This window comes from Bradyrhizobium sp. LTSP885, assembly GCF_000938305.1.
In the GTDB taxonomy this organism is placed as follows: Bacteria; Pseudomonadota; Alphaproteobacteria; order Rhizobiales; family Xanthobacteraceae; genus Bradyrhizobium.
Genome location: NZ_JYMT01000031.1, coordinates 160,409 through 180,091 on the forward strand (window position 1 = coordinate 160,409; position 19,683 = coordinate 180,091).

The 19,683-nt window shown below is 64.2% G+C and carries 16 protein-coding genes; 4 read left to right on the forward strand and 12 right to left on the reverse strand.

Features of this window, described 5'->3' with window-relative positions; all coding sequences use genetic code 11:
• Window positions 1–9: 9 nt before the first annotated feature.
• Window positions 10–1,653, reverse strand: a complete 1,644-nt coding sequence (locus UP09_RS19365) for an AMP-binding protein (RefSeq protein WP_044539853.1) — start codon at window positions 1,651–1,653, stop codon at window positions 10–12.
• Window positions 1,654–1,812: 159 nt separating this feature from the next.
• Complete coding sequence (locus UP09_RS19370) at window positions 1,813–2,307, reverse strand: MarR family winged helix-turn-helix transcriptional regulator (protein ID WP_044539854.1); 495 nt, start codon at window positions 2,305–2,307, stop codon at window positions 1,813–1,815.
• Window positions 2,308–2,582: 275 nt separating this feature from the next.
• Between UP09_RS19370 and UP09_RS19375 the strand changes: the two genes are divergently transcribed.
• Both UP09_RS19375 and UP09_RS19380 read left to right on the forward strand, forming a co-directional pair.
• A complete protein-coding gene (locus tag UP09_RS19375) occupies window positions 2,583–3,749 on the forward strand; it encodes an ABC transporter substrate-binding protein (RefSeq protein ID WP_044539855.1) in 1,167 nt (388 codons plus the stop codon).
• An 84-nt stretch (window positions 3,750–3,833) separates the two neighbouring features.
• The gene (locus tag UP09_RS19380) at window positions 3,834–4,286 is read left to right on the forward strand and encodes a cupin domain-containing protein (protein WP_044539961.1); all 453 of its coding nucleotides are present in this window, start codon (window positions 3,834–3,836) and stop codon (window positions 4,284–4,286) included.
• Window positions 4,287–4,300: 14 nt separating this feature from the next.
• On the opposite strand, the gene UP09_RS19385 is transcribed toward UP09_RS19380, so the two are convergent.
• The 5 genes from UP09_RS19385 to UP09_RS19405 form a co-directional block, all read right to left on the reverse strand.
• The gene (locus tag UP09_RS19385; RefSeq protein WP_044539856.1) at window positions 4,301–5,542 is read right to left on the reverse strand and encodes a flavin-dependent oxidoreductase; all 1,242 of its coding nucleotides are present in this window, start codon (window positions 5,540–5,542) and stop codon (window positions 4,301–4,303) included.
• A 292-nt stretch (window positions 5,543–5,834) separates the two neighbouring features.
• Window positions 5,835–6,230: a RidA family protein gene (locus tag UP09_RS19390; protein ID WP_044539857.1), complete on the reverse strand. Its 396-nt coding sequence runs from the start codon at window positions 6,228–6,230 to the stop codon at window positions 5,835–5,837.
• 1 nt (window position 6,231) lies between these two features.
• On the reverse strand, window positions 6,232–7,071 hold the full coding sequence (locus UP09_RS19395) for an enoyl-CoA hydratase family protein (RefSeq protein WP_044539858.1): 840 nt from the start codon (window positions 7,069–7,071) through the stop codon (window positions 6,232–6,234).
• Window positions 7,072–7,081: 10 nt separating this feature from the next.
• Window positions 7,082–7,861, reverse strand: a complete 780-nt coding sequence (locus tag UP09_RS19400) for an SDR family NAD(P)-dependent oxidoreductase (protein WP_044539859.1) — start codon at window positions 7,859–7,861, stop codon at window positions 7,082–7,084.
• Window positions 7,858–10,170, reverse strand: coding sequence for a bifunctional salicylyl-CoA 5-hydroxylase/oxidoreductase (locus UP09_RS19405; protein WP_044539860.1), 2,313 nt, complete (start codon window positions 10,168–10,170; stop codon window positions 7,858–7,860). The genes UP09_RS19400 and UP09_RS19405 overlap by 4 nt, the downstream gene beginning before the upstream one ends.
• Before the next feature lie 376 nt (window positions 10,171–10,546).
• On the opposite strand from UP09_RS19405, the gene UP09_RS36365 reads away from it, so the two are divergent.
• Complete coding sequence (locus UP09_RS36365; RefSeq protein WP_052833138.1) at window positions 10,547–11,455, forward strand: AraC family transcriptional regulator; 909 nt, start codon at window positions 10,547–10,549, stop codon at window positions 11,453–11,455.
• 93 nt (window positions 11,456–11,548) lie between these two features.
• On the forward strand, window positions 11,549–12,337 hold the full coding sequence (locus tag UP09_RS19415; protein WP_044539861.1) for an alpha/beta fold hydrolase: 789 nt from the start codon (window positions 11,549–11,551) through the stop codon (window positions 12,335–12,337).
• Between the two features lie 120 nt (window positions 12,338–12,457).
• Here the strand turns inward: UP09_RS19415 and UP09_RS19420 are convergent, their stop codons facing one another.
• The 5 genes from UP09_RS19420 to UP09_RS19440 all read right to left on the reverse strand — a co-directional run bounded on the left by UP09_RS19420 (window position 12,458) and on the right by UP09_RS19440 (window position 19,631).
• On the reverse strand, window positions 12,458–13,996 hold the full coding sequence (locus tag UP09_RS19420) for a sugar ABC transporter ATP-binding protein (protein ID WP_044539862.1): 1,539 nt from the start codon (window positions 13,994–13,996) through the stop codon (window positions 12,458–12,460).
• A complete protein-coding gene (locus UP09_RS19425) occupies window positions 13,993–15,114 on the reverse strand; it encodes an SMP-30/gluconolactonase/LRE family protein (protein WP_052833139.1) in 1,122 nt (373 codons plus the stop codon). Before UP09_RS19425 ends, UP09_RS19420 begins: the two co-directional genes overlap by 4 nt.
• Entirely contained in the window at window positions 15,114–17,252 is a 2,139-nt protein-coding gene (locus tag UP09_RS19430) for an ABC transporter permease (protein WP_044539863.1), read from the reverse strand. The genes UP09_RS19425 and UP09_RS19430 overlap by 1 nt, the downstream gene beginning before the upstream one ends.
• 265 nt (window positions 17,253–17,517) lie before the next feature.
• Window positions 17,518–18,537 carry a sugar ABC transporter substrate-binding protein gene (locus UP09_RS19435; RefSeq protein ID WP_044539864.1) on the reverse strand — a complete coding sequence of 340 codons (1,020 nt, stop codon included), beginning with the start codon at window positions 18,535–18,537 and terminating at the stop codon, window positions 17,518–17,520.
• A 68-nt stretch (window positions 18,538–18,605) separates the two neighbouring features.
• Window positions 18,606–19,631, reverse strand: a complete 1,026-nt coding sequence (locus UP09_RS19440; protein ID WP_245302062.1) for an ABC transporter permease — start codon at window positions 19,629–19,631, stop codon at window positions 18,606–18,608.
• Between the last annotated feature and the right edge of the window lie 52 nt (window positions 19,632–19,683).

Sequence of the window (19,683 nt, forward strand, 5' to 3'; positions counted from 1 at the left end):
TCCAGGGTCTCAACTCGCCTCACGCAACCTGAAGCGCTGGATCTTTCCGGTCTGCGTCTTCGGCAGCGCTTCCACGAAGGCGATCGCGCGAGGATATTTGTACGGCGCGATCGTTGCCTTGACGTGATCCTGCAGCAGCTTGACCTCGACATCGTCGTTGCGCGCACCCGGCTTCAGCACGACGAATGCCGAGACGACCTGCCCGCGCTCCACATCAGGCGCACCGATCACAGCGCATTCCGCGACGTCGGGATGCCCGAGCAGCGCGGCCTCGACCTCGGGCCCCGCGATGTTGTAGCCGGCCGAGATGATCATGTCGTCGGCGCGGGCGACGAACGACAGCCGGCCGTTCTCGTCGCTGACGAAGGCATCGCCGGTGATATTCCAGCCATCGCGCACATAGTTCGCCTGCCTGGCGTCGGCGAGATAGCGGCAGCCGGTCGGACCGCGGACCGCCAGCCTGCCGACCGTGCCCGGCGGCAACTCGTTCATGTCCTCATCGACGATCCTGGCCTCATAGCCGGAGACCGGATTCCCCGTCGTCCCGCCGACGGCGCTGCCGACCCGGTTGGTGATGAAGATGTGCAGCAATTCGGTGCTGCCGATGCCATCGAGGATCGGCTTGCCGGTCTTCGCCGTCCAGCTTTCGAACACCGGCGCCGGCAGCGTCTCGCCCGCCGAGATCGCAAGCCGCAGCGACGACAGATCGGCGCCCTTGTCCATCGCGGCCATCATCGCCCGATAGGCGGTCGGCGCGGTGAAGCAGATCGTCGCCTTGTGGGTTTCGATGATCCTGATCATCTCGCTCGGCGCTGCGTTTTCCAGCAACGTCGCAGTCGCGCCATAGCGCAGCGGAAAGATTGCCAGACCACCGAGGCCGAAGGTGAAGGCGAGCGGCGGCGAGCCGACGAAGACGTCGTCCGGCGTCACCTTGAGCACTTCCTTGGCGTAACCGTCCGCCACGATCAGGAGGTCGCGGTGGAAATGCATCGTCGCCTTCGGCTCGCCCGTCGTGCCCGAGGTGAAGCCGAGCAGCGCGACATCGTCGCGGCCGGTCTTCACCGCCTCGAATTTCACCGGCTTGTTCAGCGCGATCCGATCAAGCTCCGCATCGTGGTTCTGGGTGCCGTCGAAATTGACGACCTGCTTGAGGAATTTGCTGGTCTTGGCGCAAGCGACCAGTTCATCCGCGATGCGGCTGTCGGTCAGCGCCAGCGCGATTTCGGCCTTATCGATGATTTTTGCGAGTTCACCTGCACGCAGCATTGGCATGGTGTTGACGACGACCGCGCCGGCCTTGGTCGCGGCAAGCCACGCCGCCACCAGCGCCGGATTGTTGCCGGAGCGGATCAGCACGCGGTTACCGGGCTTGACGCCGTAATTCTCCACCAGCGCATGCGCCAGGCGGTTCGACCAGTCGGTCAATTCCTTGTAGGTGCGCTGGCGGCCGTTGCCGATCAGCGCGATGCGATCGCCCATGCCCTGCTCGACGATCCGATCGGTCAGTTCGACCGCGGCGTTGAGATAGTCGGGATATCTGAATTCCGGCCGGTCGAGCAGCAGCTGCGGCCATTGATCCGCCGGCGGCAGATTGCGCCGTGCGAAATCGTCGACATGCCCCGATGGGCCAAGCCCGGGAAATTCACCTGACATTCGATTGCCCCTTGCTTTCCGTCCAGAAAGGCCAAGACCAAAATCGAGAACACCAATATCGAGGACGCCCGGCAGCGTTCCGATCGAAAATCATTTTATACTTAAAATAATTTGGCGCAAGAGTGGAAATCGGAAAATCCTCTCGCTCGCTAGATCTGCTTAAGTCGTCCTCGCCTTGGCGGACCGCTGCGCCGAGCCCTTGGCCTTGGCCAGCAGCTTCATCAGTTCGCGGATATCCTTCGGCGAAAGGTCACCGAAGATATCGGCGATCCATTTCTCGTGCTCGGCGGCCATCTTGCGGAACTCGGCGCGGCCGAGCTTGGTCAACCGGATGAATTGCACGCGGCGGTCGGTTTCCGAGGTGCGGCGATCGAGATGGCCTGACTCAACCAGGCGGTCGACCAGGCCAGTGACGTTACCGTTGGAGACCATCATCCGCCGCGACAGGTCCGACAGCGTCATGCCGTCCTGCACCTTGTCGAGCTGCGCCATTAGGTCGAAGCGCGGCAGCGTGACATCGAAACGCTCGCGCAGCCGGCCGCGGACCTCGCTTTCGATCAGCGTGGTGCAGGTCAGGAGGCGGAGCCACAGGCGCAGCTCGGTGCCGTGGTCATCGGGCAGTTCGACGGCTTTGGTTTCGGAATCGAGGATCATGCGGCAATCGCGCCTTTGCGGCTGTCCCTGGTCGGGTTGATTGCTTTGAGCTTCAAGCAATTTGCGGCGCGCCGCAAGGACAATTGCGAATCGAAGCAATGTTGCGGACCGGTTTTGGCAGTTTCTTTAACCTTCAAGCAATTGGCGCGACGCTTGCATGGCTGGCGCCTGCACGGCGCGCAAGCTTCGTCCTGACGCAATGCCACATCGCTTGCGGCGGTCACGGTCGTCAGAATAAGCTGAGCCCAGGACATAGCGGTGGTTGGGGGAGTCACATGAAACGATTGACGAAGTTTGCGGGACTGGCGGCGGTGCTTGGCGTCGCGATCACTCCGGCGGCCGCGCAGGAGAAGATCAAGATCGGCGTGATCGTCACGACGTCGGGACCGGCCGCGGCGCTTGGTCAGCAGGTGCGTGACGGTTTTGCGCTCGCGATCAAGGACCTCGGCGGCAAGATGGCCGGCCGCGACGTCGAAATCGTCAACGCCGACGACGAACTCAAGCCGGACGGCGCGGTGACCAAGGTGCGCGGGCTGCTGGAGCGCGACAAGGTCGACTTCGTGGTCGGCCCGATCTTCTCCAACATCCTGCAGGCGATCCACCGCCCGGTCACTGAGAACAAGACCTTCCTGATCAGCCCGAATGCCGGGCCGTCGAGCTACGCCGGCAAGGAATGCAACCCGTTCTTCTATGTGACGTCGTACCAGAACGACCAGGTCCACGAGGTCCTCGGCAAGGTCGCGCAGGACCGCGGCTACAAGCGCGTCTATCTCCTGCTGCCAAATTACCAGGCCGGGCGCGACTCCGCCGCCGGCTTCAAGCTCGACTACAAGGGCGAGATCGTCGAAGAATCCTACACGCCGTTGGGCACGCTGGATTTCCAGCCCGAGCTCTCCAAGATCGCCTCGCTGAAGCCGGACGCGCTGTTCACCTTCATGCCCGGCGGCATGGGCGTCAATCTGGTGAAGCAGTACAAGCAGGCCGGCGCCATCGTGCCGGTGCTGTCCGCCTTCACCGTCGACGAATCCACCCTGCCCGCGCAGCAGGACGCCGCGGTCGGCATGTTCGGTGGCGCGAACTGGGCGCCGAACCTCGACAATCCCCAAAGCAAGAAATTCGTCGCGGCCTATGAGGCCGCCTATAACGGCGTGCCCGGCACCTACGCGATGCAGGCCTATGACGCGGCGCTGCTGATCGACAGTGCGGTCAAGGCGGTGAAGGGCGACCTCTCCAACAAGGAGGCGGTCGCGGCCGCGCTGAAGAAGGCGGATTTCACCTCGCTGCGCGGTAACTTCAAATTCAGCGCCAACGGCTATCCGATCCAGGATTTCTATCTCACCAAGGTCGCGAAGCGGCTGGACGGCAAGTACCAGACCGAGATCGTCGAAAAGGTGTTTTCGGATTACGGCGACCGCTACGCCAAGGACTGCGTCGCCAAGTAAGCCACTTAAAGCGTTTTCAAGCGAAGTGGGCACCGGTTCGCGTGAAGAAAACGCGTCAAACAGAATCGAGGAGGAAACATGGTCATGAAAGACGAAATCGCCGGCATCACGCGCGCCAATGAGGGCATCCAGGGCATTTCCTGGAACATCCTCGGCCAGACCTATGTGCCGAAGACCCGCAGCGAGCATTCCTTCTCGTGGCACGCGACGTTTCCGCCGGGCACCTTCGTTCCACCGCATATCCATCCCGACCAGGACGAGTACCTCTATATCCTCGAGGGCAAGCTCGATTTCTTTCTCGATGGCGCCGATGAATCCGCCACCCCCGGCGATCTTGTGCGCCTGCCGATGGGTAAGCCGCACGGCATCTTCAACAAGTCGCAGCAGCCGGCGAAGACGCTGTTCTGGGTGTCGCCGACCAGGAGGCTTTACGACCTGTTCTGGGCGATCCACAACATGAAGGAGCAGACCCCGGATGACGTGGTGCGGCTCGCCGCCGAACACAACATCCACTTCCTGCCCCCGCCTCCGGCGTAATTGCCTTCGTTCGGTTACTGCCGTGCGACCACGCGCGCGGCAAAGCCGGCCTTCGCCGCGTAGCCGCGCACAATCGCCTCACGCGCATCGTAATTCAGGATGGTATCGACGTCGGTGAAGCCTTGCGGTGCGAGCTGCTCGACCGCATCGATCACGCCTTCAGGTCCGCCGCGGCGATTGGAGGCAACGATGTCGGCAGTCATCGGCAGGCGCTGCCGCTCATAGGCGACCAGCGCCTGGCGCGGATGTTCCGACCGCGCCAGCGCATCTGCCAGGCATCGCGCATCGAGAATGGCCTGCGACGCGCCATTCGAGCCCACCGGATACATCGGATGCGCGGCGTCACCGAGCAGCGTGACGCGGCCGCTCGACCAATAGGGCAAGGCGTCGCGGTCGCAGCACGGATACTCCCAGAACTCCGGCGTAGCCCCGATCAACCCGGCGAAATCGACCTGCGGGATCGTGAAGCCAGTGACATAGGGCATCATCTCCTCGCGCCGGCCGAGGACAGACCAGCCCTCGCGGCGCGGCGGTGGCGACGAGCCGTCGCCGATCCGCACCAGCACCGCCCAATTGGTGAGGCGACTCGCCGGGCTCGACCCCGGCGCGATCGGATAGATCACCGCCTTCGCATTCAGTCCGCCGGCGATGATCATCGAGCGCCCGGTCAGGAACGCCGGCCAATCGGTGGCACCGCGCCACAGCATCAACCCGTTCCAGCACGGCCCGCCCTCGCCCGGAAACAGCGTCTGCCGCACCTTGGAGTGAATGCCGTCGGCACCGATGAGAATATCGCCGCGCGCGGTGTGCACATGCGCGCCACTGCGATCGAAGAAATAGGCCGAGACGCCGCCTTCGTCCTGCGTGAACGAACCGAGCCGGCAGCCGGTGCGGATCGCGTCCGCGCCGAGACGGTCGATCACCACCTGGTGGATCACGCCCTGCAGCCGGCCGCGATGGATGGAGAATTGTGGAACGTCATGGCCGGCATCGAGCCCGCGCTTCTCGTGCCAGACCTGCTGGCCATGGCGCGTCAGATAGAACAGCTCCGAGGTGCGGATCGCGACCTCGTCGAGCTTGTCCAGCAGGCCAAGCCCCGCCAGTTCGCGGATCGCATGCGGCAGCGTGTTGATGCCGACGCCGAGCTCACGGATGGTGTCGGATTGCTCGTACAGTTCGCAACTGATGCCGCGTGCGCGCAGCATCAGCGCGGTGGTGAGGCCTCCTACTCCGCCTCCGACGATAATCGCCTTCATCGTCCCTTACTCCACTGACAACAGGACGTTTTTACACGTGGGCCTAAGGTCGCATGGCCCCTTGCCCCGCCGCAAGCGCCTTTGGCGCTCCGGCCTCGGACCGGCCTGCGCTGTTTGGGCTTAGGCTTAACATCGGCTCAGCACCTTTCCCTCTTTGTCCGTCATCCTGAGGAGCCGCGTAGCGGCGTCTCGAAGGATCGACGGCCCGGCTGGTGGCCGTCGATCCTTCGAGGCTCGCAAGAGCTCGCACCTCAGGATGACGGGTCTGGCAACGGCAATAGTAACTGCCCCATCAATCCGGCACCACCGCGATCGCCTGGATTTCCACCTTGGCGCGGTCCTCGATCAGGCCCGACACCTGGATCGCCGTCATCGCCGGAAAGCACCGGCCCATCACGTCGCGATAGACGCCGCCGATCTCCCTCAGCCGCGCTGAGTATTCCTTGCGGTCGAGCAGGAACCAGGTCATCGACACGATGTGCTCAGGCCCGGCGCCACCGGCGGCAGCAACCGCGGCGATGTTGCGCAGGGTCTGCCCGATCTGCGCGACCAGATCGTCGCTCTCAAACACGCATTGCCCGTTCCAGCCGATCTGGCCTGCGATGAAGATGGATTTGCCGCGCGCGGCCACACCGTTGGCGTAGCCGCTCGGCTTCGCCCATCCGTCCGGTTGCAGGATCTCGCTCATCTCAATTGCCCTCGAAGACTGGTTTCTGCTTGGCGGCGAACGCCTCGAAGGCGCGGCGGAAATCACCCGTGACCATGCAGATCGCCTGCGCCTGCGCTTCGGACTCGATCATCTCGTCGACGCCCATCGCCCATTCCTGGTTGAACATGGTTTTCGTCATCCCATGCGCGAACCAGGGACCATCAGCGAGCGAGCGTGCCAACTCATGCGCTGCACTCGAAAGTTCGGCCGCCGGCACAAGGCGATTGTGGAAGCCCCACGAGAAACCTTCCTCGGCGCTCATGGCGCGGCCGGTGTAGAGCAGGTCGGCAGCACGGCCCTGCCCGATCACGCGCGGCAGCAAGCCGCAGGCGCCCATGTCGGCCCCGGCCAGACCGACGCGGGTGAACAGGAACGCGGTCTTGGCCTGCGGTGTCGCCAGGCGAAGGTCGGAGGCCAGCGCCAGCATCGCGCCGGCGCCGGCACAAATGCCGTCGATCGCCGCGACGATGATCTGCGGACATTTGCGCATCGCGCGCACCACCTCGCCGGTCATGCGGGTAAAGGCGAGCAGGTCCGGCATCGCCATCCGCGTCAGCGGCTCGATGATCTCGAATACGTCGCCGCCGGAGCAGAAATTGCCGTCGGCGCCGGTCAGCACGATCGTGCGGACATCGGACGCGGACCTGAGATTGGTGAAGAGGTCGCGCAGCTCCTCGTAGGACTCGAAGGTCAGCGGGTTCTTTTTGTCCGGGCGGTTCAGCGTGATGGTCGCGACGCGGCCGCTGTCGTCGGTCGCCCAGCGAAAATGCTTTCCGGGATAATCCTTGAACGGCCGGAGCTTTGCTTTCATCTCGGACATGATGTTTCCTTCACCCGGTGAGGACTTCGCCGCCGGCAACAGCGACGGCTTGTCCGTTGATTGACGATGCGCTTTCGGACGCAAGCCAGAGGATGGCGTCGGCCACCTCCTCCGGCGTCACCAGCCGCTGCATCGGATTGACCTTGGCCAGCGCCGCGCGCGCCTCGTCTTCGCTGCGCCCGGTCTTGGCGACGATGTTGGCGGCGGCATCCGCCACCAGCGGAGTATCGGTATAACCCGGACACACCGCATTCACGGTGACGCCACGCCGGGCATATTCCAGCGCCAGCGAGCGCGTCAGGCCGACCACGCCGTGCTTTGCCGCGACATAGGCCGAGACGTAGGCGTAGCCGGTGAGGCCCGCGGTCGAGGCGACGTTGATGACGCGCCCCCGTCCGCGCTGCGCCATGCCCGGCAGCACCGCATGCGTCACCAGGAACACGCTGGAAAGGTTGCTTGCAAGCATGTCCGCCCACAGCGCCGCATTGGTCTTGTCAAACGGCGCGCTCGCGGCCTTGCCGGCATTGTTGACGAGAATATCGATCGGGCCTGCCTCGGATTCGATCCGTGTAACGCCTGCGGCCACCGCAGCTTCGTCGGTCACATCGATCGCGACGATGGCGCCCGCGCGGTCCCCGAGCAATGCGGCGGTGCTCTTCAGCGCCTCGATCCGGCGCCCGGCGATGCTGACACGCACGCCCGCCTTTGCCAGCGCGATCGCCGTTGCGGCGCCGATGCCGGAACCAGCGCCGGTCACAAGAGCATGGGCGTTAGGCCAGAACCGCGTCATGGCTTCGCTCCCGCGGCGCGTTGGAGATTGGCCTCGTATTGCGGCTTGCCCGACAGATACTGCTTCGGCCAGACGATCGACTTGACGCCGATCTTCGCGGCCTCATGCAAGGTCCAGGCTGGATCGGCGAGATGCGGCCGGGCGATGGCGCAGAGATCGGCGCGGCCGGCGGCGATGATCGAATTGGCGTGATCGGCCTCCGAGATCGCGCCAACCGCGATGGTGGCGATGCCGACCTCGTTGCGGATCTTGTCGGAGAACGGCGTCTGATACAGCCGGCCATAGACCGGATGGTCGTCGGCCCAAACCTGCCCCGATGAGCAGTCGATCAGGTCGGCACCGGCGTCCTTGAACAGTTTTGCGAAGGCGAGCGCATCCTCGGGCGTGTTGCCGCCCTCCGCCCAGTCGTGACAGGACAGCCGGACCGACATCGGCCTGTCCTCGGGCCACACCGCGCGGATGGCGCGGAACAGCTCCAGCGGATAGCGCGCCCGGTTCTCGATCGATCCGCCATAGTCATCGGTACGGTGGTTGGTCAGCGGCGAGAGGAAGCTCGACAGCAGATAGCCGTGAGCGCAGTGCAGCTCCAGGAGATCGAAGCCGGCCTTCGCCGCGCGCCTGGCGGCCGCGACGAATTGCTCGCGCACCTCATCCATCTCGGCGCGGGTCATCGGCTCCGGCACCTGGCCGTCGGGCAGATAGGGAACGGCTGAAGCCGACACCAGCGGCCAGTTACCGTCAGGCAGCGGCTCGTCCATGCCCTCCCAGGCCACTCGCGTCGAGCCCTTGCGGCCGGCATGGCCGAGCTGGATCGCGATCCGCGCTTGCGAATTGCCGTGCACGAAATCGACGATCCGCTTGTAGGCTGATGCCTGCGCGTCGTTCCACAGGCCGCAGCAGCCGGGCGTGATCCGCGCCTCCGGCGAGACGCAGGTCATCTCGGTGAACAGCAGCCCGGCCCCGCCGAGCGCACGTGAGCCGAAATGCACCAGATGGAAATCGGTCGGCACGCCATCCTCGGCCGAATACATCGCCATCGGCGAAACGATGATGCGGTTATGCAGCGCCAGCCCGCGAATCCGGAACGGCGTCAACATCGGCGGCGTGACCCGGTCGTTGGTCTCAGGCAATCCGCTTTGCCCGGCAAACCAGCGCTCATAGCCTTCGAGCCAGGTCTTGTCGCGCAGCCGCAGATTTTCGTGGCTGATGCGCTGCGAGCGCGTCAGCAGCGAATACATGAACTGTTCCGGCTCCAGCGTATCGGCATAGCGCGAGCCGACCACTTCGAACCATTCCATCGCGTTGCGCGCCGCGTTCTGGATCCGCGCCACATCGACCCGGCGCAGCTCTTCATAGGCGGCGAGAACGGTGGGAATGCTCCCCTTGCTCGCGCCATGTATCTTGAACTGGTTGGTCAGTTCGATCGCATCTTCCAGCGCCAGTTTTGTCCCCGAGCCGATCGCAAAATGCGCGGTGTGCGCGGCGTCGCCCATCAGCACGACATGGCTGTTGCCATTGAACGCGGTCCATTTGCCGCAGATCAGCCGCGGGAAGGACAGCCAGGCCGAGCCGCGCAGATGGCGCGCGTTGGAGACCAGTGAATGCCCCTCGAGGATTTCAGAAAACACTTTTTCGCAGAAGTCGATCGAGGCGTCCGGGTCCATCCGGTCGAGGCCGTGGGCGAGATAGGCCTCTTCGGTGGTCTCGACGATGAAGGTCGCCGCGCCCTCCTCGAACTTGTAGATATGCGCCTGGAACCAGCCATGCTCGGTCTTGCGGAAGTCGAAGGTGAAGGCGTCGAACGGCCGGTTGGTCCCTAGCCAGATATAGCGGTTCGGCCGCATCAGCATGTCCGGCCGGAATTCTTCCGCATATTTGGTGCGGATCTTCGAGTTGACGCCGTCAGCGGCGACAATCAGGTCGGCATCGGGGAAATCCAGGTCGGACTCAACGTCGCGCTCGAAGACCAGCTCGACGCCGAGTTCCTCGGCGCGCGCCTGCAGGATATTGAGCAGCTTCTTGCGGCCGATGCCGACAAAACCGTGGCCCGACGTGCGCATCCGCCGGCCCTTGATCAGAACCTCGATGTCGTCCCAATGGTTGAAGGCCTGCTCGATCGTATCCGCGGTGACCGGATCCCATTTGCGCATGTTGTCCATGGTCGCATCCGAGAACACCACACCGAAACCGAACGTGTCGTAGGGCCGGTTGCGCTCGACCACGGAAATCTCGTGCGCGGGGTCCAGCATCTTCATCAGGATGCCGAAATAAAGCCCGGCCGGCCCGCCTCCGATGCAAACGATACGCATGGCGATCTCCCGTTATTGGCTGCCGGGGCCCTTGGCTCGGACGGCGCATTTCCCGGCGAGCCGATGCCGGATATTATTTTATACTTAAAACAATTGTCAAGGGTGGAGATGCCTCACCCACAACCGTCGTCCCGGCGAAAAGCCGGGACCCATAACCACAGGATTGCGTTGTTGGAGCGGGCTGTGGCCCCAGCGTTGCGTAACGATAACCATCGGTGGTTATGGGTCCCGGCTCAAGGCCGGGACGACACCGAGTTTGTGGCACCGTCGGGCAAATCAGTGATTGGCGCCCGATGGTGCGGATGCGGCCCCTTGCCTCCGTCGCCGCCGCAAGCGAGAGTGCTGCCGCCGGGACGACCTTTGCGCAGAGACAACCATGACGGGACTGAGCTCGGGCGGAAGCCACCTGCTGAATCCGGAGCAGCGCATGGCGATGGTGCCGGTGACGTGCGCGGCGCATTCCGGCGGCTTCGGCTGGCGCGGCCTGCGTGTCGAGGACTATCCGGACCTGCCGCCGAGCGACATCAACTGCGCCGGCATGAACGCGCATCTTCTGGTCTATCACACCAGGGCGCTCGACGGTGAGTTTCATCACGAATGCGCCGACCGCACGACGCGGACGCGGTTGCGCACCGGCGAGCTCAGCTTCATTCCGGCAGGTGCGGACAATCGCTGGCTGTTCGGCGAAGGCCGCCCCTGCGCGATCCACCTGATGATCGATGAGGACCTGTTCGCGCGCAATGTCGGGCAGGACGGCGCGAATGCGCGGAGCGATCTGCGCGACGACTTTCAGTTCACCTCGCCCGAGCTGCAGGCGCTGGTGCGCCTGTTCGCCCTCGAGCTCGCCAATGGTGAGCTCAATGGCCCGCTCTATGTCGAGGCGCTGGGGACCGCGCTGTCGCACCGGATCATGCGGGAATTCGGCGCGGCGCTGCCGCTGCCGGCCGCGACGAACCATCGTGGCCCCGCGCTCGAGCGCGCGATCGACCTGATCCATCAGGAATATTACCGGACGATCGGGCTCGACGAACTGGCCGGCCTCACCGGCCTCAGCCGCGCGCAGTTCACCCGGCGTTTCCGTGCCGCGTTCGGCAAGGCGCCGCATGCCTATTTGATCGACTATCGCATCGCGATCGCCAAACAGCGGTTGAAGCTGCCAAGGCCCGTGAGCTTTGCCGATCTCGCGCTGGAGCTCGGTTTCGCCGACCAGAGCCACTTCCATCGGCACTTTCGCGCGCTGACCGGGGCATCGCCCGCGGCCTTCCGGCGCAGCGCGTTGACGTGATCCGAACGTTCAATCGCCTGCGCCGAAGCTGCAATACCAGATATCACCGACGATGGTAGTGACCTCTCGTTCATCCTTCGGGGAGAGGTCACCATGCTCGAGATTGCCGGCAACAATATCTTCCTGACCGACAGCGGCGGCGACCGCTCGGCGCTGCTGTTCGTCCATGGCATCATGATGAGCCACGCGGTGTGGCAGCATCAGGCCACGGCCTTCGCGGGCGACTATCGCGTGGTGTGCGTGGACCTGCGCGGCTTCGGCCAATCCACCACAAGCACACCGGACATCAGCTTCGAGGATCACGCCGCCGATCTCGCTGAACTCATCGCGCAACTCGGCCTGAAGAATGTCACGTTGGTCGGTTGGTCGATGGGCGGCGCCATCGCACAAACTTTCGCCGCGACATATCAGCAGACGCTCGCGCGTCTTATGCTGGTCGACACCACGCCGCAATTGCTGGCAAGCGAGAGCTTCCCGCACGCTCTGCCGGTCGAAGCGGCGATGCAGCTCGGCCAGCTCCTGAGCAGCGATTTCGCGCACGGCTGCGCCGCCTTCTCAGGCATGATCGCGCCTGAAGATGCCGAGGCGACGCGCCTCGTCACCGGGATCGCGGCCGCCACCTCGCCGGCGATCGCGCTCGCCGCCTTTGCCAGTTCGGGACCGCGCAGCCTGATCGACCTGCTGCCCAGGATCACAACGCCGACGGCAGTGATCGCGGGCGCCGACGACAGCATATGCCTGCCGGCCGCCAGCACGTACCTCGCCGCGCACATCCCGGGCTGCACGCACCCGGTGGCATGGATCGAGGGCGCCGGCCACGCGCCGTTCCTGACGCGCCCGGCGGAATTCAACGCCGCGCTGCGGGCGGCGCTGGCGGATTGATCACCGGCGAGAAGTGCCTCAAGGCGACCAGCGGCGACTGACAATCAGCGGCACAGGGCTATCCCCTCGTCATTCCGGGGCGCGCCTCTTGGCGCGAGCCCGGAATGACGAGGGGAGAGATCAGTGCACCGCCGCGTATAAAATCTTGTCCTGCGTCGCATCAGCGGCGTCGAATTCGGCGACGATGCGGCCGGTGCGGGCGACCAGGATGCGGTCGGACACGGCCAGGATCTCCGGCAGATACGACGAGATCACCACCACGGCCTTGCCCTCGTCGGCGAGACGGCGGATCTCGCTGTGGATATGCGGGATGGTGCCGACGTCGACGCCGCGCGTCGGCTCGTCGAAGATGATGATCGAGGGGTCCTGCACCAGCGTCTTCGCCAGCACCACCTTCTGCTGGTTGCCGCCGGACAATTCGACGATCCGCGCCTTGCGCTGCAGGGCGCTGATCTTGAGGCGCTCGACCCAGTAACTGGCGAGCTTGCTGCGCCGGGTGCGCGACAGCAGGAAACTCCAGCCCTTGCGGGTGGCGAGGCTGCCGATATAGACGTTGTCGTCGACCACCATGGTCTCGAAGAAGCCGTTGGCCTTGCGGTCCTCGGTGATGTAGGCAATGCCGTCATTGATCGCCTGCCGCGGCACGCGGTAGCGGATCGGTTTTCCCCGCAGCCGGATGGTGCCGCCATTGACCAAATTGCGCTTCAGCGCGCCGTAGATCACCTTGGCGATCTCGGTGCGGCCGGAGCCGATCAGGCCGGCGATGCCGACGACCTCGCCGGCATAGACCGAGAACGACATGTTCTTGACCGCCATGCCCATGGTGACGTTCTCGACCGTCAGCACCTTCTCGCGGCGCTGATGCGTCTTCTCTCTTCGCCCATAGACCGCCTGCGCCACCTCGCGGCCGACCATGTGCTGCACCAGCGCATCGCGGGTGAGTTGCTTAGCCGGCGCCGTGATCACGAGCTTGCCGTCGCGCAGCACGGTGATGCGGTCGGCGATCTGCAGCGATTCCTCCAGCGCATGCGAGATGTAGATGATTGAGACGCCGCGGGCGCGCAAATCGCGCACCAGGTGGAAGAAGTGGACGATCTCCTCGGGCGTCAGGCTGGCGGTCGGCTCGTCGAAGATGATGATGCGCGCCTTGTTGTAGATCGCGCGCGCGATCTCCACCATCTGCTTCTTGGCGGTGCCGAGCAGGCCGACGGGAGTAGCCGGATCGACGTGGAAATTGAGCGACTGCAGGAGCTGCTGCGCCTGGATGTTGAGGGTGCGGAAGCGCGTCAGCAGCTTTTCGTTGCCGAGCTCGATGTTCTGCGCCGCGGTCATGGTCGGCACCAGGCTGGTTTCCTGATAGACCATGCAGATGCCGGCGTTGAGCGCATCGCGCGGCTGCTCGAATTTGGCAGGTCTGCCGTCGAGCATATAGTCGCCCGAGGTAAGATTGATCGCGCCCGCGATCGCCTTGCACAGCGTCGATTTGCCCGCGCCGTTCTCGCCGACCAACGCATGGACCTCGCCGGGATAGAGATCGAAATTGACGCCCTCGATGGCGTGGACGCCGCCATAGATTTTCGAGCCGTTGGTGATCTGCAGCACCGGCTCGCGGGTTGCGGTCTCGGCGCTCGAGGTCGCCTGCGTCACGCCGTCATTCATCTGATGTCTCCGGTGTAGAGCAGCAGGCGTCCGGCGCCGCGGGCCGCGATGACGACGCCGCGGTCGGTGGCGCAGGCGGCGGTGATGCCATGGAAACGGCCGCCGGCACGGCTGTGCAGGCTGTCGGTCGCCTCACCCTCGCCGTCGAGATGCACCAGCAGGCCATAGGAGCGCGGCGGCGCCCACGGCTTCTGGATGCCGAGCGCCTTGACCGCCCCGATCTGCATCGGCTCCAGGCAATCGCTGCCGCCGACCAGCGCCGGCGCGACCCAGTAATCGGGCGGGATCGTCACCATCATCTCCTCGCGGAAATCGTCTTCCTTGAGCACGAACTCGATCAGATGGGTGCGGCGGGCGAATACGCCGAGCAACAGACCTCCGTGGCCGTCCGGATGCAGCCGCGCCGGATAACCCGGCATGTTGCCGGCGACGATCTCGCGCGCACCGAGGCCGCTGCCATCAAGCGCGAAGCGGCTCAGCCGATGCGCCCAGCTTTCGGTCAGCCACAGACCCTTGCCACCAGCGGCGACGGTCACGCCATAGGGATACGGCAGGTCACGCAGCAACACCTGCGGATTGCCGAGATCAGCACCGCAGGCGATCAATCGGCCGCTCGACCGCTTCTCCATCAAATCGTGACGCCATTCGGCAGGGTGGCGGCCGGCGCTGCCTTCGACCGCATAGATGCGGCCATCCGGTGCCGCGGTCACCGACAGAAGGCCGGCAAGCGCGCTGCCGTCGGCAGCCTCACACCATTGCGGATTTGGTTTGGCCGGATCGATGGCGGCAAGGCCCCTGCCCGCGACGCAAACCAGCAGCCGGCCGTCCGGATGCAGCGCAAGGCCGCCGGCGTCTTCCTCGAATTCGGCGACGACCGCGCGCGTCGAAAAATTCTCGCCGCTGAGCTTCAGCACGCGCCTTCCGGCAGAGACGTAAATCGTGTCGTCACCGGCCGAGATGACATCGTCGACACCGGGCAGCGGCTCGCCGATCGCAACAGCCGTGTCGAGCCGGTCGTTCGGGCTCAGCGCGCCGTCGAGCGGCGGGATCGTGCTGTCGACGCCATCGCGATCGACGACGCTTCTGATATCGCGCAACAGATGATCGAACAGTCCCATTACGTGATCACCCTGCTTTTGACGCCCCAATAGGCCTCGTATCCGGTCCAGCTGTCGTCGACGCCGTCGAGCTTGATGCGGCCGATCCGGTTGTTCTCGAGGCCGCCGAGATAGAGATAGCCCTCGTGCTCGCGCATCGAGGTCAGCACCGAATGCGAGGTCCCGGTCGGATCCCACCAGGATTCCAGCGCCTCGCCCTTCTCGTTGAACTTCAGCACGCAGCCATGATTGAGCCCCGGCGCCAGCCACTCGTCGGCCGGCACCTGCTTCACCATGCGCAGCCGGAAGCCGGGCTTGCGCACCGAGAGATCGAAGGTCGGCGTGCGGATGCCGACCAGCGCGAGCCAGTAATTGCCGTCGGAGGCGCGGTTGATGTTGTCGGGGTTACCCGGCAACTGGTCGATCAGGATCTCGGTGCGGCCCTTGTTCGGGCCCGCGATCCAGTAGCGGAAGATCTTGCACAGCGAGGTCGAGGCGATCAGCACCGACTGGCCGTCATGCGAGACGCAGACGCCGTTCGGGAAATAGAAATGGTTGATGACGGTGCGTGTCGTTTTCGTCTTGGGATCGTAGCAGACCAGGCGCCCGTTCGGCCGCGCCTCGAGGATGTCGAGGGTGTTGGTCGTCATCTCGTACCGCGTGGTGCAATCGCTGAAATAGATCTTGCCGTCGGGCGCGATGTCGAGATCGTCGGCCATACGCAGCCGGGAATCGTCGTTCAGCTTGTACCAGGTGCGGTTGGTCTCGTCGGTGACCTTGAATACCTTGCCGTCAGGCGCGATGCCGTAGACGCCCATGCCGGCGACGGCGACGATCAAATTCTCGTCGCGGTCGAACTGCATGCCGAGCGGCCGGCCGCCGATATGGGCGAACACCTCGCGGGTCTCGAAGTTGGCACCAGAGAAGCGGATCACATTGCCGTCGCGGGTCGAGCCGTAGACCCGGCCCTGGCGGTCGACGATGACGTCCTCAGGACCTTCGACCTGGTCGATGCCGATCGCCTGCGCATTGATCAACCGATCGTTCTGCGCATAGGCCGAACCGGAGCCGCGCCGCACCGACGGCGACGGCGCCAGCGCCACATAGGCCGGGTTGACATAGATCTTCTGGATCGCCTTGCCGCGGTTCTTCGACCATTTGACGTCGATGCCGACCGCAGCAAGCAGGATCATGCCCGTCACCGCCGAGGTGACGTAGCCGGGGATGCCCATGCGCACGAGGCCGTTGATCAGCAGGAAGACGATCAGCGCGCCGATCATCGCCCGCCACACCGTGCCCTTGCCGCCGGCGAGCGAGACGCCGCCGAGCACCACCGCAGTGAGGGCCTGGAATTCCCAGCCGACGCCGGTGGTCGAATCCGTCGAGGCTTGACGCGCAGCGTAGAAAATACCGCTCGCCGCGCACAGCGTACCCGACAGCACGTAAGTCATGAACAGCATCAGACGAACGCGGATGCCGGCGTGGCGCGCCGCCTTGCGGCTGGCGCCGATTGCGGTGAGATGCCAGCCATAGCGCGAGCGCGACAGGAAGATGTGGCAGATCAGCAGCACGACGAACAGCGTCGCCGCGTTGATGGGAATGCCGAGCACGCTGCCGCCGCCGATGAAATCCCAGGCGTCACTGTCGACCGAATTGGTGGCAAACACCTGCGCATAGCTGGTGTTGAGCAGGTTGACCGAGGCCCGCAGGATGATCAGCGTCACCAGCGTGGTCAGGAACGGCCGTGTCTTGAGAAAGCCGATCAGGAAGCCGTTGATACAGCCGAGCACAGCGCCGACCAGCAGCGTCGCCGGCACGACGAGGCCGACCGGCCATTCGCGGACCAGCAGGAAATACAGCGCCGCGAAATTACACAGCGCGAAGATCGCACCGACGGAAAGATCGATGCCGCCAGTGACGAGACAGAACCCCATCGCGAGCGCGACGAAGCCGAATTCGGCGAACAGCCGCAGCAGCGACACCGTGTTCTGCACCGAGGCGTAATCGGGAATCGTGAGCGCGAAATACGCCCACAGCCCGATCATCACGGTGAAGGGAACGACCGGCTCGAACCATTGCTTGAGCAGCAGCTCCGACAGCAACAGCCGGGGTGAAAACCGCCGCACCGACGCGGCAAAGGAATCGATCGCCATCGACATCGCCAAGCACTCCCTCGATCATGAGGCGATTGCAGACAATCGCATCACGATCTCGTTTTTTTATTTGAGCATGATCTTTTCGGAAAACCGGTTCCACTTTTCCGGATCATGCTCTTGATACAACCGGCGCGGGACGCGCGCGCCCCGCACCGGCTGCCGCGCCCTCAATCATGATGCGATTGCAAGCAATCGCATCATGATCTCGTCTTCTTATTTGAGCATGATCTTCTCGGAAAACCGGTGCCCACTTTTCCGGATCATGCTGTTAGTTCTTCTTCAGCGCGAAGCAGTTGCCGCCCGAGGCGTTGGTCTTATCGAGCCAGATCGGCCGCGTGTAATAGGCGAGATTGCGGGTGCCGGGCTTGTCGGCTGACGTCAGCAGGGTTTCGGCTGCGAACATCAGATCGTGGCCCTGCTCGGTCGCCTTGTAACTCAGGAACTTGGCGAAGTTGCCCGAATTGACCTGGTCGCAATCGAGTTGCGAGCCCTCGCCCGAGGCATACACTTTGACATCGTCGATCTTGCCGGCGTTGCGGATGGCCTGGGCGGCGCCCGACTCCATGATGCCCCAGAAGCCGATCGAGGCGCAGAGGTCCGGGTGCTGCTGGATCACGGTCGCGGTGACGTTGAGCGCGGTGTTGGCGTCCCAATTGGCGGCCTGGTTGGACACCACCTTGATGTTGGAGTCCTTGTTGAGGACCTCCATGATGCCGCCGACTTGATCGACGCTGGCGGCTGCGGTCAATTCGCCCTGCACGATCTGGACCTTGCCCGACTTGCCGGAGGCGGTGCCGCAGGCCTTGACCACTTCGGTTGCGAGCATCTTGCCGATCTCGCGCCAGTCGGCACCGACGAAGGCGCCGGACTTGTAGTTCGAGGACATGTTGATCTGGATCACATGCGTGCCCTGGCTCTCGGCGCGCTTGAGATCCTTCATCAACAGCGTGACGCTCGGGTTCTGCACGATCAGCACGTCGGGCTTCTGGTCGACCAGCGCGGTCAGCGCCTGCTGCATCGCCGACGGATTGTTGTTGGGATCGCGCACGATGTACTTCATGCCGCGCCACTCGGCCTCCTCCTGCACCACGCGGCCCCATTCGTCCGACAGCGGCACGCCGAGCGCAATCGGCAGATAGGCGATGGTCTTGCCTGCCAGCGCCTTGTCGTAGGAGGCGCGCAGCTCGCGCGCGGTCTTGGTGCCTTCCTCCTGCGCCGATGCCGCAATTGGCAACGCAGCCAGCGTTACGCCGGCCAGCAGGACAGTCCAGAGCTTCGTCGTATTCATCGTTTCCTCCACAGATATTCTTGTTTTGATTGATATGATTGATGTCGTCGCGGCGCGCCCGGGTGCGTTCAGTCGCCCTGGCGCGCGGTCTCCTCGTCACGGGGGTGCAGCCAGTTGTCGAGCACGATCGCCGCCAGCAGCACCACGCCCTTGACGATGTTCTGAACCTCGGTGTTGACGTCCATGATGGTGAAGGCGTTCAGCAGGGTGCCGATCAGGACGCAGCCGACCACGACGCTGAACACGCTGCCGCGGCCACCGATCAGGCTGATGCCGCCGATCACGACGACGAGCACGACGTCGAAGATCATGGTCCCTTGCGTGATCGCCATCTGCATGCTGCCGGTGGTGCCGACCCAGACGAAGCCGGCGACCCAGGCCAGCAGCGCCACCAGCACATGCTCCAGCACGATCAGCGGCCGCAGCGGGACACCGGACAATCGCGCGGCCTCCGGATTGTCGCCCTGCGCGTAGATGAAACGGCCGATCGAGGTGCGCGACAAAAACAGATGCATCGCGATGGCGCAGACCAGGAACACCAGGATTGGAACCGGGATGCCGAACAACCGCCCGGCACCGAGGTACATCAGTCCCGGCGCGTCCTTGGGCGCATAGACGACCCAGGCCGGCGCGATCCAGAACGCCAGGCCATAGATGACGAAGCCGGCGGCCAGCGTCACGAACAGCGCCGGCGCCTCGACGAAGGCGACCATCACGCCGTTGACGGTTCCAATCAGGATCGCAATCGCAAGCGCGAGCAGCACGGCTGAGAATGTCGACATGCCGTGCTGCATCTCGATCAGCGCGATCGACCACGCGCCCGCCATGATCGCGACCTCGGAGAGGTCGATACCGCGGCTGATCACGATCAGCCCCATGCCGAGGCCGAGCACGCCGAGGATGGAAATGCTGCGCAGCAAATTCAGGAGGTTGGAGATCGTGGCAAAGCCGTTCAGCGTCAGGCCGAACACGATCAGCAGTGCAATCGTGATCAGGAGCACGATCTGCTCCTGGCTCGGCTTGGCGAACATCGAGCTCGCGCGCGATGAAGCGGCCGGGACGGCAACGCCACGCGATGGCGACTGCACGCTCATCATTTCCTCCAGGTCTTCTTTTTTTGATGTCTTCTTTTGGGTCTTATTTTGC